The 15,850-nt window shown below is 58.9% G+C and carries 11 protein-coding genes and 1 tRNA gene; 7 read left to right on the top strand and 5 right to left on the bottom strand.

Going from position 1 to position 15,850, the window contains the following annotated elements:
- Positions 1 to 124: 124 nt before the first annotated feature.
- Together LIX91_RS20575 and LIX91_RS20570 are read left to right on the top strand one after the other, a co-directional pair.
- Entirely contained in the window at positions 125 to 1,426 is a 1,302-nt protein-coding gene (locus LIX91_RS20575) for an MFS transporter (RefSeq protein ID WP_226489051.1), read from the top strand.
- Positions 1,427 to 1,441: 15 nt separating this feature from the next.
- Entirely contained in the window at positions 1,442 to 2,221 is a 780-nt protein-coding gene (locus LIX91_RS20570; protein ID WP_103697160.1) for a substrate-binding domain-containing protein, read from the top strand.
- Here LIX91_RS20570 and LIX91_RS20565 read toward each other — a convergent pair.
- From LIX91_RS20565 to LIX91_RS20545, 5 genes are all read right to left on the bottom strand, one after another.
- Positions 2,207 to 3,115, bottom strand: coding sequence for a LysR family transcriptional regulator (locus LIX91_RS20565; RefSeq protein ID WP_003343442.1), 909 nt, complete (start codon positions 3,113 to 3,115; stop codon positions 2,207 to 2,209). The genes LIX91_RS20570 and LIX91_RS20565 overlap by 15 nt on opposite strands.
- Before the next feature lie 74 nt (positions 3,116 to 3,189).
- Positions 3,190 to 5,373 carry a DEAD/DEAH box helicase gene (locus tag LIX91_RS20560; protein WP_103697159.1) on the bottom strand — a complete coding sequence of 728 codons (2,184 nt, stop codon included), beginning with the start codon at positions 5,371 to 5,373 and terminating at the stop codon, positions 3,190 to 3,192.
- A 43-nt stretch (positions 5,374 to 5,416) separates the two neighbouring features.
- On the bottom strand, positions 5,417 to 6,712 hold the full coding sequence (locus tag LIX91_RS20555) for an ATP-binding protein (RefSeq protein WP_046235384.1): 1,296 nt from the start codon (positions 6,710 to 6,712) through the stop codon (positions 5,417 to 5,419).
- A complete protein-coding gene (locus LIX91_RS20550; RefSeq protein WP_226489064.1) occupies positions 6,709 to 9,252 on the bottom strand; it encodes a TerB N-terminal domain-containing protein in 2,544 nt (847 codons plus the stop codon). Before LIX91_RS20550 ends, LIX91_RS20555 begins: the two co-directional genes overlap by 4 nt.
- A gap of 151 nt (positions 9,253 to 9,403) precedes the next feature.
- Positions 9,404 to 9,491: transfer RNA gene (locus LIX91_RS20545), tRNA-Ser, on the bottom strand.
- A gap of 121 nt (positions 9,492 to 9,612) precedes the next feature.
- Here LIX91_RS20545 and LIX91_RS20540 point away from each other — a divergent pair.
- The 5 genes from LIX91_RS20540 to LIX91_RS20520 all read left to right on the top strand — a co-directional run bounded on the left by LIX91_RS20540 (position 9,613) and on the right by LIX91_RS20520 (position 15,849).
- On the top strand, positions 9,613 to 10,284 hold the full coding sequence (locus LIX91_RS20540; protein ID WP_003317937.1) for a Bax inhibitor-1/YccA family protein: 672 nt from the start codon (positions 9,613 to 9,615) through the stop codon (positions 10,282 to 10,284).
- 482 nt (positions 10,285 to 10,766) lie between these two features.
- Positions 10,767 to 12,197: a serralysin family metalloprotease gene (locus LIX91_RS20535; RefSeq protein ID WP_024961195.1), complete on the top strand. Its 1,431-nt coding sequence runs from the start codon at positions 10,767 to 10,769 to the stop codon at positions 12,195 to 12,197.
- 56 nt (positions 12,198 to 12,253) lie between these two features.
- Positions 12,254 to 12,637, top strand: coding sequence for a protease inhibitor Inh/omp19 family protein (locus LIX91_RS20530; RefSeq protein ID WP_103695546.1), 384 nt, complete (start codon positions 12,254 to 12,256; stop codon positions 12,635 to 12,637).
- 81 nt (positions 12,638 to 12,718) lie between these two features.
- The gene (locus tag LIX91_RS20525; RefSeq protein WP_103695547.1) at positions 12,719 to 14,515 is read left to right on the top strand and encodes a type I secretion system permease/ATPase; all 1,797 of its coding nucleotides are present in this window, start codon (positions 12,719 to 12,721) and stop codon (positions 14,513 to 14,515) included.
- The gene (locus tag LIX91_RS20520) at positions 14,512 to 15,849 is read left to right on the top strand and encodes an HlyD family type I secretion periplasmic adaptor subunit (protein ID WP_003371807.1); all 1,338 of its coding nucleotides are present in this window, start codon (positions 14,512 to 14,514) and stop codon (positions 15,847 to 15,849) included. The genes LIX91_RS20525 and LIX91_RS20520 overlap by 4 nt, the downstream gene beginning before the upstream one ends.
- Position 15,850: the final 1 nt, after the last annotated feature.

The raw sequence follows: 15,850 nt of genomic DNA, 5'->3' as shown, positions 1-15,850 counted from the left end.
CCGGATTGATGTTCAGTGGGCATCAATCGATGAAAACATAGCACTTATCGTTTCAAAGTGTGTCCGGCAGACTCCTCCATCACAAGCGCTTACAACACTCTAATAAGATCGCTGGAGAACACTGATGCACGGCTCATCCTCATTACGAAAAGAATCCTCCCGGTCGAAGGCAGGCGCGGTATTTCGGGTCACCTCCGGTAATTTCCTCGAGCAATTCGACTTCTTCCTGTTCGGCTTTTACGCCACCCAGATCGCCTCCGCCTTTTTCCCGGCCAGCAGTGAGTTTGCTTCGCTGATGATGACCTTCGCGGTCTTCGGTGCGGGCTTCCTGATGCGTCCGTTGGGTGCCGTGATTCTGGGCGCTTACATCGATGACGTGGGCCGGCGCAAAGGCTTGATTGTGACCCTGTCGATCATGGCCAGTGGCACGCTGCTGATCGTTCTGGTGCCCGGTTACGCAAGCATCGGCCTGTGGGCGCCGGCCCTGGTATTGGTCGGCCGCTTGCTGCAAGGCTTTTCTGCCGGTGCCGAGTTGGGTGGCGTGTCAGTGTATCTGGCGGAGATGGCGACACCCGGCCGCAAGGGCTTCTACACCAGCTGGCAGTCAGGTAGCCAGCAGGTGGCAATCGTTGTTGCCGCTGCACTGGGTTACGGCTTGAACCAATGGATGGAACCTGCTGCTGTCGCTGATTGGGGCTGGAGAATTCCGTTCGCCATCGGCTGCCTGATCATCCCGTTCATTTTCCTGCTGCGCCGCAGCCTGCAGGAAACCGAAGCGTTCGCCACTCGCTCTCATCGTCCGACCATGCGACAGGTGTTCGCGACGCTGCTGCAAAACTGGCGCGTGGTGATTGCCGGAATGCTGATGGTGGCGATGACCACTACCACCTTTTACCTGATCACCATCTACGCACCGACATTCGGCAAAACCGTGCTCAACCTGAGTACCTCCGATGCACTTCTGGTGACCTTGCTGGTCGGTGTCTCCAACTTTATCTGGCTGCCGGTCGGCGGCATGTTGAGCGACCGGTTCGGGCGCAAGCCACTGCTGGTAGCGATGACCCTGCTGACCATCATCAGTGCGTACCCGGCGCTGTCTTTCCTCGCTCTGGCGCCCAGCTTCGGACACATGCTGGAAGTGCTGTTGTGGTTCTCGTTCCTCTACGGCTTGTATAACGGCGCGATGATCCCGGCGCTGACCGAAATCATGCCGGTAGAGGTGCGTGTTGCCGGTTTCTCGCTGGCCTACAGCCTGGCGACGGCGGTTTTCGGTGGTTTCACCCCGGCGATCTCGACCTGGTTGATTCACCTGACCGGAGACAAGGCTGCACCTGCTTACTGGATGACGTTCGCTGCAGCCTGTGCGTTGGGTGCCACACTGGTGCTCTACCGGCACATCTCGACCCGCCCGCAACTGGCTGTTTAATCAAGGAAAATCGCTATGAAATCGTTATACAAAACTCAATTGGCCGCGCTTTTTCTCGGCTGTATCGCGGTCAGTGCGGCGGCGCAGGCTGAACAGCTCAAGGTCATGACCTCCGGCGGCTTTACGGCTGCGTACAAACTGCTCGGACCGCAATACGCGGCGTCTTCCGGGGACTCGCTGGACACCATTCTCGGCCCATCGATGGGCAAGGCGCCCGAGGCCATTCCCAATCGTCTGGCCCGTGGCGAGCACGCCGATGTGGTGATCATGGTCGGCTATGCGCTGGATGATCTGATCAAGCAAGGCAAGGTAGACCCGGCATCGCGTGTCGAGCTGGCTGACTCGCGGATCGGAATGGTGGTGAAGGAGGGTGCGGCCAAGCCTGCGATTGGCACCGACAGTGAGCTCAAGGCGACCTTGCTCAAGGCCAGGTCGGTCGCTTACTCCGACAGCGCCAGTGGCGTGTACATCGAAAAAGAGCTTTTCAAAAAGCTCGGTATCGAGAAGGAGCTCGCGCCGAAGGGCAAGATGATCGAGCGCATCCCGGTTGCTTCGGTGGTTGCCAAGGGCGACTACGAGGTCGGCTTTCAACAGGTTGCCGAGCTGCTGCCGATTCCCGGCGTGACGTTCGTGGCGAAGATCCCGGAAGATGTTCAGTCGGTTACCCGTTATGCCGCGGGCATCCCGGTCAATGCCGAGCACCCGAAAGAGGCGAAGGCCTTGCTGGATTACCTGGCCTCCCCGAAAGCCCAGGCTGCAGTGCAGTCTACCGGTCTGGATTCAGTTCCCCGCTGAGCGTGACGGCATTTTCCTGACCAGTTGCTCCAGCTCGAGGGCTGCCGGTGTCAAGGTCCTGCCACGACGCTTGATCAGCCCTACGTTGCGAATCACCTCGGGCGCAACCAATGGCACGCTCACCAGAAACGGGTGAGCGGTCATCGGCATCGCGATCGAAGGCACCGCAGCCACGCCAAGCCCGGCTTCCACCAGGCCGATCATGGTCGTGACATGACGGGTTTCGCAGATGCTTTCCTTGTGCGGGCGCGACGGTGCCAGCGCCTGATCCAGCACCAGACGATTACCCGAGGTGATGTCCAGGCCGATGTAGTCGTGGCGGTACATCTCTTCCCAACTGACGCTGTCGCACGTTGCCAGCGGGTGATCCCGCCTGCAGGCCATCACGTAGCGTTCTTGCAGCAGCAGTTCGAAATCCACCTCCGGTGCCAGATTGCCGCTGAAACTCACCCCGAAATCGGCTTCGCCCAAGGCAACCGCACTGTTGACCTCATTGGCGCTGGCGTCCATGACCCGAATTCTGATTTTCGGAAACAGCCGGTGGAAGGCGCTGATGACCTGCGGCATGAAGTAATAGGCGGCTGAAGGCACGCAGGCAATCGTCACGCTGCCCATTCGTGTGGAGCCGACGCCTTCGATGGTCATCAATGCGCTGTCCAGATCGTCCAGAATGCGCTCGACCTGAGGCAGAAATGCGCGGCCGACCGTGGTCAGACTGACCCTGCGGGTGGTCCGCTCGAACAGCTTCACATTCAGCGCAGACTCGAGCTTTTCTATTCGCCGACTGAGCGCAGGCTGGGTGATCTGCACGGTTTCAGCGGCCTTGCGGAAGCTGCCATTCTCGACCACGGCACGAAATGCCTGGAGGTCGTTGAGGTCGAAATTGATGGGCATTTGAAGGTCGATCTATTAATACGGGATGCGCATCAATATATCAGACGGCGCGGGCCGAGCCGCCAGGCCTGCCGTCAGGTCGTCAATGTCTTGGCAAGCGCAATCGCGTTGGGTATATCCAGCTGGCTGGAGGCAAATGATTTGATCAACAGCGATTTTGGCAGGGCCCAGTCCCACTTTTCCCGGATCAGATTCTTCACATCTTTCAACAGGGGCTCCACATCGGTCGCATCCAGCTCTGCAATTCTGGCCAGTGCTGCCCGCACACTTTCCTGAGAAGCACTGATTTCCAGTACCAACCCCGAAGCTGTGCACATGACCCCAGCCTGGTTGAGTAGCAGGCACAGCGCATCATTGGTGTAGTCGCCCGCCCAGGTCAGCAGGTAGCTGCTTGAGGTCGAACCCGTCAGGCGCTGGTCAGCCAGCCCCAGCCGGTGAAAGGTCTGGCGCGCTTCCGCCAGCAGGGCTTGTGCATTGGCATCAAGGAACGGGCAGGGCGTGACCTCCGTCAGTACCGCGCGCATTTCTTCACGCACCCGGTCATGGATCTTGGCGCCCAGCCCGTCGAATACCGGAGGTTCGCCGCCACGTGCGCGTCTGACCGCAATGACTTTCTTTTCCAGGTCTACATCCATGACCTGCCAGCGTTTGCCTGCGAAGATGATGCGTTGCCCCAGGGTCAGCGGGCGACTGACAGGAATGGAACCCAACGGCTTGCCATCGCGAAGCAGTCTGAATTCCTCATCGCTGCTGAATGCACTGTAAAACTCATAGTGGTTGACCAGCTTTTCACCGATTTCGCCAGGCAATAGCAGGCCAGAGCTGTCCTGGACGATCAGTTTCTTTTCACCCAGCGCCTTGAGAAGGGCCATGAAGTCGGTTTTATCAACGGCTGCAAATGTTCCGCTCGCGATCAGCTCATTCCACAGTTGCGAGGCATGTGCACCACCTTGCTGTGCAATCGTCGACAGGCATTGCTGAACCAGCGTCGAGGCGTGCAGGCCGTTGGCTCTCGGAGGTTCGAACCACTTCTCGATCAACAATCGAATCATGGCGATCGTCTGCACCAGGTTTTGCCGGAGCTGATCCGAGAGGTCCGAATCAGGTGTCAGGGTGTCTTCCTGGCAATAGGCGCGAAGTGTGGCAGGCTCACCTGCGCGACGTCCGGAGCGACCGAGTCGCTGGCGCAGGCTGGCCACTGATGGCGGAGGGCCGATCTGCGCAACTGCTTTGATGTTGCCGATATCGATGCCAAGTTCGAGGGTCGTGGTGCAGACGGCCGAGGCGGGCGGGCTACCCGCTTTCAGTGCTCGCTCCGTATCTTCACGCAAGTCTCGGGACAAGCTTCCGTGGTGAGGCAGGAACTCGTTCGGCAAACCGTCGTTTTCGCACAAGTGCCGCAGCCGGTCGGCGTACCATTCAACCTTGTCGCGGCTGTTGGGAAAGATCAGGTTGTTACTGCCACGCAACACCTTGTACATATGCGCGGCTATGGCGTGCCTGGTCCCGGAGACATCCTCTTCCTGCTCTTCGTCCTGATCATCGTTGCCATCGTCTTTTGTCACGACCATCTGCAGGTTTGCTGTCAGTTTCTTCATCGGCAGCATGGTGTAACCGCGTACCTGAACCTGAAGGTCCTGGCCCGAGGCTCGAGAAATGATTTCGTCCATGCGTCGGCCTTGACCCGGACGGAGGAACTCGCGGGCGAGTGCCATCTCGCCCAGAGTCGCAGACAGGCCTACGCGTGGCAGCTTTTTGCCGACAACCGTTTCTACGCGGTGCATCAGGGACTGCAATTGTTTACCGCGCTCGCTGCCGATGAACGCGTGTAATTCGTCGATGACGATATAGCGAAGGGGCTGAAAGAGCCCCGCAAGCGCTGAGCCCCGGTTCACGAACAGGGCTTCCAGCGATTCTGGGGTTATGAGCAGGATCCCTCTGGGCGATTTCAGAAAGCGGTGCTTCCTGCTTGCCGAAACGTCCCCGTGCCAGCCGACCACCGGAATTTCCAGGCGCTCGCAAAGACGTGTCAGCCTGTCCCACTGATCATTGATCAAGGCCTTGAGCGGGCTGATATAGAGCACAGCGCCTGGCGCATCGGTGTTGTTGAGCAAATGGGTCAGAATGGGCAGAAACGCCGCCTCGGTCTTGCCCGCTGCAGTGGAGGCCGCAATGATGACGTCGCGATCAGCGTCGATCAGCGCAGGTATGGCCCATTCCTGAGCATCCCTGAGCGATGTCCAGCCTTGCGACCACACCCATTGTTGTACATCGGGGTGAAGCCGTTCGAATGCGGATGAGTCAGAGCTTGAAGCTTGTGAGTTCATCATCGGCCTCTACAGTGAAATCACTTTTGCCGCCGTCATCCCTGGCAATGTCAATGGCGCCCAAAAGGTTTCTCCAGTCGGCCTCAGGGTTTTGCTCAAGAACCGCCAGCAGGTTGATGAACGCGGTGATGGTGGTGCGTGGCGTTCGAAAGTAAGCCTCGCCCAGACGCTGACCGCAGTGCTCGATGAAGGCCGGGATGGCCTCTTCCGGAAGCAGGTAGTGTTCCGCATCGCCGTAGGCATAAACATTACGCAGGTTCAGCAGCAGGACATAGAAGTCCTCCGGGGTCAGGCTGGTCAGCCGAATGACAGGGCCGGAAAGGTCGACGTAGCCGGCCTTGGCAAAGGTGTTTTCTGCCAGGCGCGACTGTAAAGCCGGGTAGCTGTAGAGGCCGCGGCGAGTGTCCATCAGGAATTCCGGCGTGCCGCCCAGAACGAAGCCCAGTCCGTCAGTCGACCCTTGCAGTGAGTCATTGAGGATGCGCAGGATCTGTTCGTAGTTCGCATTGCGAGCCTGCGTGTTGGCAAGCTTGTAGAGGTTGACCAGTTCGTCCAGGCACACCATAAGCCCGCCGAAGCCTGCCAGACGCACAAATCGGGAAAGCAGTTTGAGCTGATCGTAAACGGACGCGTCGTCAACGATGCTTCTGACCCCCAGGGCCGCTCGTGCATCCGTTCTGGTGGTGAACTCCCCGCGAAGCCAGCGTATTGCATCGGCTTTCAGCTGTTCGTTGCCTTCGTTAAAGCCACGGCAGTAAGCGGCTATGACTTCGGCAAAGTCATAGCCGTTGACCATTTCGGTAAGCTCGGCGAGGTTCTGGCGTATGACGGTCTCGCTGTCTACGCCTTTGCTGCTCGCGTGGGTTCTGGCCTGGGAAATAAACTTTTCGACGATACCCTGAAGCGCGCCGCCGTCCGGCTTGGTGCGTGTAGACATGTTCTTGGCAAGCTCCGCGTACAGGGAGCGCGCCTGACCGCCTGAGGCATGCAGGCGCCGATCGGGGTTCAGATCAGCGTGCATCGTCACCAGCTTGCGTTCCATCGCAATGCCTCTGACCAGATTGAGGAAGAAGGTCTTGCCCGCGCCATACTCGCCGACCACGATACGAAAGGCAGAACCGCCTTCGGCCAGCCGGTCGACATCCTTGATAAGAGCTGCCAGCTCACCCGCCCGTCCGACCTGGATCAAGTGCTGCCCGACACGAGGAACGACACCTGCGCGCAGTGATTGAATGACCGCATCGCGATCCTTGGCTCGTATCTTGTTCATAGGGCAAGCTCGCTTAAAATATCCGGGTTGATTTCGATAGGGTCATCGCCCTCGGAAACCGGCATGTCGAACAATTCGAATGCCATATCGTTGATTTGCTCCAGTGCACCGTCGAGCATCAACACCATACCTGCCGTCGCGATTTCCAGCTCTCGTCGACTCCATTGGTTGCGCGAGACCAGCAGGCGCAGAAACTCAGAGTGCCCCGCATCCAGTCCATGGAGATGGGCGCCAGTGTCTGGGGTGTCTTGTGAAGCATCGTTTTCGGCTATCTGCGTGTCGTCCTGCTGTTCGTCTTCCTGATCGTTGCGAAAAACATCAGCCAGCAGCGCCGACACCTCTGCCGTTTCGCGTCGCAACTGGGCAACCCTGCCCATGTCCAGCACGATTCCGGAGCCTGGCTTCTTGTCGGGGCCTGTTGCTGTAGTGGCTGACAGCGCTGTCGAGGCTTGTCCTGTCTGCAAACCGGTCGCAGCACCATGGAGGTTGCTGTAAAGGGCGTGTGGATCGAGTTGAAGTGTCCTGTAGATCCGCTCAAGTAACCTGACTTTCTCAGGCGTAACCGCTCCGTCAGCGTGGGCAAGGTGAGTCAGGCAACCGACGATGGTCTGCTTTTCCTCCTGATTCAGCGAACCCAGCTTCTTTTTCAGGCTTGCCAGGTTGGGCGGCTGCTGCAGTTGCATCAACAGATACGCCTTGAGACGTGTTCGATGCGCGACACGCAGATGCCCCCATGAGTCGATATGCCGTTCGAGCAGTGCAACGGCATGCTGGCTCGTGCCGCCATCAACCGTTGCCACGCTGCTGGCGAGATCCAGAGTGACGACAGCCACGTTGTAGTCCACTGTCACCCGCGACATGCCTGGATCGGGCTCGGTCGCGAACAAAACGATGCTGTCCTCAGGCTTGGGCGCACGATTGCCTGCCAGCACATCCGGTTCCATTCCTACGTGCATGTCTTCAAGCACTTTTATCAGCGCGATGATCTGGTTGCGTACCTGGGCGCCGTCAGACTTGAAACGTATGGCCAGTTGATCAAGCGTCATCAGCTTCGTACCCGTCCTGACTTCCGATTGAAGCTGTCGCAGTTCGTGTCTGGCGTATTCGGGCCATAGCGGCACCGGCAGCAATAGCAGCGCCTCCAACGACTCATGCTTATCGAGATCATCGGCATTGCGGCCCATGTACCGACTGAATGGTGCGAGCACTGAAGCACAGCCCTGCACGAGGACCTGGATTTTCTTGCGGGTGGCGGACGTAATGCTGACGTCTGGCAGATCACCCACCGGTATTTCCGGTACATCGAGGTAGGCGGACGATGGGCGATAGGCGACCCATAGTCGGGTCTTGTTCCTCAGCAGCTTCAGGCCATCGGGAAACTGCTCTTCATATTCGGCTCTGAACAGGCGCTGAAACAGATCTGCGCATCTGCCAACAGGTTTGCCACGCGAGATATTCGGATCCGTCAGCGCCCAGGATAAGGCCCAGGATGCGTTCAACGGGTATTTGTCGATGGCCATCTGGCCCAGCGCCACTCGCAGCACGATGGGCATTTCATAGCGGTCGGCCGACTCCATTGGTGGCTCGCGCAAATACATCTGCCCTGAAATGACAGGCATGTTCAGGTATTCGAGAAGCCGCGAAGCCTGGTTATAAAACGAAAGATCCCGATGATAAACAGTCCGCAAACGCTCGATTTCCTCTTTTATCGCGGGAATCTCTTTTCGTGCATCGGGATCAGAAAGGCTGTCGATCAGTAAACGCCGTTCAAGGCCGTGGAAAAACATGAACAGGTAACCACTGCTTGCCTCAGGATCACAACGTCCCCCCGCCAGCCACTGCAGATAGCCCCTGCGCGCGGCAGGTTCAAGATCTTTGTAGGTCGACCAATAGTAGGCCGCTCCCGCAACGGGAGGCGTGTCGGAACCGGCCACCGGCAAAGCTGCGTCTATGAAAGAGGGTTCGGATAGTCTGAATTCGGGGTTTTGCGTGCCTGTGTAGATCATGCCGCCGGGCAAGGTGATATCGGCCACGGTGAGCGGCTCCCCTGAACGCAGCCATCTGGCTTTCGCCGGGCGATCAGGTGCCTTGGGGATGCTGAACGAGTTGGCGCCGGGTGAGTCCTGCCGGATGGTAAAGAACTCGGATTCACGCTCTGGATGGCGCATCTGCGGGGTGAAGGGCGAGGGTGCCTGTTCCGACGGCGTTTCCGCCCGGGGTTGCGTACCGCCAACCAGGTTGGGAGACGGTCTGCTGAAGCGCGCATAGCGCCCTATGGCCAGGTCGGCGTGGTGCCCATCGGAAACCGTGGTATGGATAGGGTCGGCTAACGGCTGAGTGCCGCCCGCGAGATTGTCTGACGCTCTACTGAAGCGGGCATATCGGCCGATCGCAAGGCGTTCGAGCCCTTCATCGATACGGTCTATTCCAAAGGTGGCTGGCGCTGAATCGTGACCATCAGCCTTGATAGCGCGCCGAATCTCATCCGCATGGGGTTGCGTGCCTCCAACAGGATGGACAAACGTTCTGCTGGGGGCCATTGGGGTCTTCCATGGTTCATCGGCTGGCAAACTGGCAGTATCCACATTTTGTCAGCGTGGGCCAAGTATGGGCTGATGAGCTTGCGGAGGCATTGGCCAGACCCCAGAAACGACAAAGCCCTGAATAATCAGGGCTTTGCGCTGCCAAATATGGCGGAGGCATAGAGATTCGAACTCTAGGACCTGTTACAGTCGGCAGTTTTCAAGACTGCTGCCTTAAACCACTCGGCCATACCTCCACTTCGTTGCGGGCGCCATAATACCGGAATGAAACAAGCTGTCAAACTCTGTGACTAGCCAGTTGCAGCGCCTCTGTTATGATCTTTGCAACTCAACATTTCAACAGCAAGGAGTTTCGCCATGCGCGAACAGGATTACAGCCTTAAAACCGGCATGCAGGCCGACCAGCTCGAGGTTAGTCGTGTCCTGCGCAATACTTACGGTCTTCTCGCCCTGACACTGGCTTTCAGCGGTGTCATGGCCTTCGTCGCTCAGCAGATGCGCGTCGGCTACCCGAACATTTTCGTGGTGCTGATCGGCTTCTACGGTCTGTTCTTCCTGACCAACAAGCTGCGTGATTCGGTCTGGGGTCTGGTGTCGACCTTCGCCCTGACAGGTTTCATGGGTTTCCTGCTGGGCCCGATCCTCAACCGTTACCTGGGCATGGCCGGTGGTGCTGAAGTGGTCAGCTCCGCCTTCGCGATGACGGCTCTGGTATTCGGCGGCCTGTCAGCCTACGTACTGATTACCCGCAAGGACATGAGCTTCCTGGGTGGTTTCATCACCGCAGGTTTCTTCGTACTGCTGGGTGCGGTAGTGGCCGGTATGTTCTTCCAGATCAGCGGTCTGCAACTGGCTATCAGCGCGGGCTTCGTGCTGTTCTCGTCGGTGTGCATTCTGTTCCAGACCAGCGCGATCATTCAGGGTGGCGAGCGTAACTACATCATGGCGACGGTCAGCCTGTATGTGTCGATCTACAACCTGTTCATCAGCCTGCTGCAGATCTTCGGCATCATGAGCCGCGACGACTGATTTACCAAGCCTGAATATTCAGGCTGCTGCGCTTCAACAAAAGCCCCGACTCGTCGGGGCTTTTTGCGTTTGTGTGGCGGGGAAAAGTATCACCTTGACCTGTGGCAAGGCTTGCGAAGTGCTATTTATCGCAGGTGAGTAAGCCGGGTCATTACCCAACGCATTCGTGCTCCGTCGAACCCATAAAATTCCTGACCTATCAGTCATATTTATCAAGCTTGTTACAGCCTGTTCAAGCGTTTATCGACTATCTCATCATCACAAAAAATAATATCAGGCGATTCTCCAATGCCTGTAGGCGCTTGCCCATTTAGGGCCACTTGACATCATCGAACAGCGCTGGACACAAGATTTCAAGATGTGTCAGTTTTGTTACGCAACACGATTTCACGCTTCACAAGGCGAGTGACTGGACTCTCTCGCTACAGGGGAGAGTCTTGTCGTACCTAACCTGTCAATCAATCAGCAAACAAGGAAGTGTCATGACGAAAGTCAAAGAAAATGCTGCAATCCAACTTTCCGCTGCTACCAGCACCTCTTTCGACCAGATCAATGCGTTCGCGCACCAGTATGACCGTGGCGGCAACCTCACGATCAATGGCAAGCCCTCGTATTCGGTCGATCAGGCCGCTGATTATATTCTTCGCGACGACGCCGCCTGGACGGATCGCGATGGCAACGGCACCATCAACCTCACTTACACCTTCCTAACGGCCAAGCCTGCCGGGTTCGACAATTCGCTGGGGACTTTCAGTGCGTTCAACGCGCAGCAGAAAGCACAGGCGGTATTGTCGATGCAATCCTGGGCAGACGTTGCCAAGGTCAGCTTTACCCAGGCTGCTTCCGGCGGCGACGGGCATATGACCTTCGGCAACTACAGCAACGGCAGCGCAGGCGGGGCAGCTTTTGCCTACCTGCCTAGCGGCAACAGCCGTACTGACGGCCAGTCCTGGTACCTTGTCGATAACAGCTACAAGGTCAACACCACCCCGGACAATGGCAATTACGGTCGTCAGACCCTGACCCATGAAATCGGCCATACCCTGGGCCTGTCTCACCCGGGTGACTACAACGCGGGCGAGGGCAATCCGAGCTACAAGGACGCCACCTACGCAGAAGACACCCGTGGCTATAGCGTCATGAGTTACTGGAGTGAGTCCAACACTGACCAGAACTTCGTCAAGGGCGGCGCTCCGTCGTACTCTTCGGCGCCGTTGCTGGATGACATCACTGCCGTTCAGCAGCTCTATGGCGCGAACATGAGCACCCGTGCCGGTGATACGGTCTATGGGTTCAACTCCACTGCCGGGCGCGATTTCTACAGCGCCACGTCCGCCTCCTCCAAGGTGGTGTTCTCGGTGTGGGATGGCGGGGGCAAGGATACCCTCGACTTCTCCGGCTTCACCCAGAACCAGAAGATCAACCTCAATGCCGCGTCGTTCTCGGATGTCGGTGGCATGGTGGGCAACGTTTCGATCGCCAAGGGTGTGGTGGTTGAAAACGCGGTGGGCGGTTCGGGCAATGACCTGTTGATCGGCAATGCTGCCGCCAACGACCTCAAGGGTGGTGCCGGCAACGACATCATCTACGGGGGTGGCGGCGCCGACAGCCTGACCGGTGGTGCGGGTGCCGACATCTTCGTGTTTGGCGCCAGCTCCGACTCCAACCGTGCAGGCCAGGATACGATTCGTGATTTCGTCAGCGGTCAGGACAAAATCGACGTATCGGCCATTTCCACGCTGAGCGCGCTGCAGTTCGTCAACGCATTCAGCGGCCACGCTGGCGAGGCGATCCTCAACTATAACCAGAGCAGCAATCTGGGCAGTCTGGCGATCGACTTCACCGGACAGGGTTTGGGGGACTTCCTCGTGGGGACCGTTGGTCAAGCGTTGGCTACTGATATCGTGGTTTAATCTGTAACAATCATGGACGACCCTGCGGTCGTCCATGATCTGGAAAGTACCCCGTTATGAAGATCAATCACGTTTTTCGAATCGTGCCAGCGGCCGTTGCGTTGCTGGTGGGTATTTCTGGAGTAAGCATGGCCATGAGTTTGAAACTGCCCGATCCTGCTGAGCTCAGCGGCAAGTGGCGACTTTCTCTTCAGGGAAAGACGAGCGAAGTCTGTGAACTGCACCTCAATACCGATGTACCGCAACTGACGGGCGATCTCGCCTGCGCAGTGAAGTGGTTGCACGAAGCACCCACTGGCTGGTTTCCGACTCCGGATGGCCTGGCGTTCACCGACAAGGAAGGCAATCGCCTGATTCACCTCAATAACATGGGGGAGCAGATCTATCAGGCGCGTCTGCCCGGCGGTGAAGTGCTGGTCCTTGGACGGCTCGCCGATTAAGCGTTTCACGGACCTACGCGAGTTGTTTGTCAAAACTCAGGGATGTCACTCCGTCATAGGCAAGACCATCAAGGAACAACCATGAGTGCGTTGCCCCAAAGCGCCCGGCCGCCGCTTTATAAAGCGCTGGCTGACTACAAGAGCGCGTTGATTGGTGTCGGTTGCTTTACCGCGCTGATCAACGTGCTGATGCTCGCCCCATCGATTTACATGCTGCAAGTCTATGACCGCGTACTGACCTCACAGAACCAGACTACTCTGGCCATGCTGACGCTGATGGTGGTCGGGTTCTTCGCGTTTATCGGCTTGCTGGAGATGATCCGCAGCTTTGTGGTGATCCGCATCGGCAGCGAGCTGGAGAAGCGTTTCAATCTGCGCGTCTATCAGGCTGCGTTCGAGAGCAACCTGCACGCCGGACAGCGTCAGGCTGGACAGGCGCTGGGTGACCTGACCTTCATCCGCCAGTTCCTCACCGGGCCGGCGCTGTTCGCGTTCTTTGACGCCCCGTGGTTTCCCATCTACCTGGCGGTAATCTTTCTTTTCGACCCCTGGCTAGGCGTGCTGGCCAGTGTGGGGACGGTATTGCTGGTCGGACTGGCCTGTCTCAACGAATGGCTGACCCGCAAACCGCTGGCCGAAGCCAGCGGCTACTCGCAGCAGTCTGCGCAATTGGCGACCCGGCACCTGCAACAGGCCGAGGCGATCCAGGCAATGGGCATGCTCGAGGTCTTGCGGCGCCGCTGGTTCCATGTGCACGGGCGCTTTCTGGCCCTGCAAAACCGGGCCAGTGATACGGGAGCGGTGATCAGTTCGATCAGCAAGGCCCTGCGTCTGTGCCTGCAGTCGCTGGTGCTGGGCCTGGGCGCACTGCTGGTGATAAATGGAGACATGACCGCAGGCATGATGATCGCCGGCTCGATCCTCATGGGTCGGGTTCTCAGCCCCATCGACCAGTTGATCGCCGTCTGGAAACAATGGAGCTCTGCACGCCTGGCCTACGGGCGCCTTGACCAGTTACTCAAGACCTACGCCGAGCCCGCGCCGCGCATGCCGCTGCCGGCACCGCGCGGTCAGATCAGCGCCGAACAGGTCAGCGCGGCGCCTCCAGGCAAAACGTCGCCGACGATTCAGCAAGTCAGCTTCCAGTTGCAGGCCGGTGAAGTGCTTGGCGTGCTGGGTGCATCCGGTTCCGGCAAGTCGACCCTGGCACGCGTGCTGGTTGGTGTCTGGCCGGCGCTGGGCGGGACGGTACGTCTGGACGGGGCCGACATGCATCGCTGGGACCGAGAGGCGCTGGGTCCCTATATTGGTTATCTGCCGCAGGACATCGAGCTGTTCGGTGGCAGCGTGGCAGAAAACATCGCGCGCTTTCGCGAGGGCGACGCGAGCGCCGTGGTCGCTGCCGCACAACTGGCGGGCGTGCACGAATTGATTCTACGCCTGCCGCAAGGCTACGACACGCGGCTGGGCGATGATGGCGCTGGCTTGTCCGGCGGTCAGAAACAGCGCGTCGCGCTGGCCCGTGCGCTGTATGGCGATCCGCGACTGGTGGTGCTCGATGAGCCCAATTCCAATCTGGATGCCGCGGGTGAAGCGGCGCTGACTCAGGCGATTGCTGAACTCAAGACCCGCGGCTGTACCGTTGTGCTCGTCACCCACCGCACGCAGTCGTTGAACCAGACCGATCGTCTGCTGGTGCTGAGCGAAGGTCGCATGCAGGCATTCGGTGCCACGGCTCAGGTGTTGCAGGCCTTGTCCGGGCAGCCATCGTCCGCGCAAGCAGCGCAAGCGCAGCCTCAATCGCAATCTCGCCCTGCACCTGCCGGGCTTTCCATGAGCCGTCAGTACGGCACGCAGAACAGGCAGTCCGACGTATGAACAGCCCTATCGACACTCATTACGCCGTGCCGGGCAAGGAGCGCGGCGTGCAGTTCTTCGTTCGCGCCGGCTGGATTCTCATGCTGGCGGGGGCGGGCAGCTTCTTTCTGTGGGCCAGTCTTGCCCCTCTGGATCAGGGCATTGCCGTGCAGGGGACGGTGGTGGTGTCTGGCAAACGCAAGGCCGTGCAGTCGCTGGATGGCGGCGTGGTCAGCAAAATTCTGGTCAGTGAAGGCCAATTGGTGAAAGAGGGCGAACCGCTGTTTCGCCTTGATCAGACTCAGGTCGAAGCTGACGTGCAATCGTTGCGAGCCCAGTATCGAATGGCCTGGGCCAGCCTGGCGCGCTGGCAGAGCGAGCGCGACAACCTTGACGAGGTGCGCTTTCCCGCAGAGCTGATTGCCGCCGGGCAGGGGCAAGATCCCGACCCTCGGCTGGCCCTGGTGCTTGAAGGTCAGCGGCAGTTGTTCAGCAGCCGACGCCAGGCCCTGGCGCGCGAGCAGTCCGGCTTGCAGGCGAGCATCGAGGGGGCTGGACTGCAACTCGCCGGTATGCGCCGGGCCCGTTCGGACCTGCTGGCTCAGGCTGACTCGCTACGCAAGCAACTGAGTAACCTGGAGCCGCTGGCGCAGAACGGGTTCATTCCCGGCAATCGCCTGCTGGAGTTCCAGCGTCAGCTTTCTCAGGTGCAGCAGAGCCTGGCGCAAAACGCAGGCGAAACCGGACGTATAGAGCAAGGTATCGTCGAGTCGCGCTTGCGCCTTCAGCAGCAGCGCGAGGAGTACCAGAAAGAAGTGCGCAGCCAATGGGCCGATGCCCAGGTCAAGGCGCTTACCCTTGAGCAGCAACTGGCCTCGGCCGGTTTCAGTCTGCAACACAGCGCCATCCTGGCGCCGGCGGATGGCATCGCCGTCAATCTGGGCGTGCACACCGAAGGTGCGGTGGTGCGTGCCGGCGAAACCCTGCTGGAAATCGTCCCACAAGGCACACGGCTTGAAGTTGAAGGGCGGCTGCCAGTGCAACTGATCGACAAGGTCGCCAGCCATCTACCGGTCGACATCCTCTTTACCGCCTTCAATCAAAGCCGCACGCCGCGGGTTTCCGGTGAGGTGAGCCTGATTTCCGCCGACCAGATGCAGGATGAAAAAACCGGCCAGCCGTATTACGTGCTGCGCACCTCGGTGGGCGATGCGGCGCTGGAAAAACTCAACGGGCTGGTGATCAAACCCGGCATGCCCGCTGAAATGTTCGTGCGCACGGGTGAGCGCTCGCTGCTCAATTATCTGTTCAAACCTTTGCTGGACCGTGCCGGCTCCGCGTTGACGGAGGAATAGG

The organism is Pseudomonas sp. B20, assembly GCF_020515755.1.
Classification (GTDB): domain Bacteria; phylum Pseudomonadota; class Gammaproteobacteria; order Pseudomonadales; family Pseudomonadaceae; genus Aquipseudomonas; species Aquipseudomonas syringae.
Note: the sequence above shows the minus strand (reverse complement) of the source record. Positions and strands in the feature narration are given on the sequence as shown.

Coding starts and splice junctions, on each gene's coding strand:
- LIX91_RS20530 (WP_103695546.1), top strand. CDS start 12,254: ATGAAGATCAATCACGTTTTTCGAATCGTGCCAGCGGCCGTTGCGTTG.
- LIX91_RS20535 (WP_024961195.1), top strand. CDS start 10,767: ATGACGAAAGTCAAAGAAAATGCTGCAATCCAACTTTCCGCTGCTACC.
- LIX91_RS20570 (WP_103697160.1), top strand. CDS start 1,442: ATGAAATCGTTATACAAAACTCAATTGGCCGCGCTTTTTCTCGGCTGT.
- LIX91_RS20565 (WP_003343442.1), bottom strand. CDS start 3,115: ATGCCCATCAATTTCGACCTCAACGACCTCCAGGCATTTCGTGCCGTG.
- LIX91_RS20520 (WP_003371807.1), top strand. CDS start 14,512: ATGAACAGCCCTATCGACACTCATTACGCCGTGCCGGGCAAGGAGCGC.
- LIX91_RS20525 (WP_103695547.1), top strand. CDS start 12,719: ATGAGTGCGTTGCCCCAAAGCGCCCGGCCGCCGCTTTATAAAGCGCTG.
- LIX91_RS20555 (WP_046235384.1), bottom strand. CDS start 6,712: ATGAACAAGATACGAGCCAAGGATCGCGATGCGGTCATTCAATCACTG.
- LIX91_RS20575 (WP_226489051.1), top strand. CDS start 125: ATGCACGGCTCATCCTCATTACGAAAAGAATCCTCCCGGTCGAAGGCA.
- LIX91_RS20540 (WP_003317937.1), top strand. CDS start 9,613: ATGCGCGAACAGGATTACAGCCTTAAAACCGGCATGCAGGCCGACCAG.
- LIX91_RS20550 (WP_226489064.1), bottom strand. CDS start 9,252: ATGGCCCCCAGCAGAACGTTTGTCCATCCTGTTGGAGGCACGCAACCC.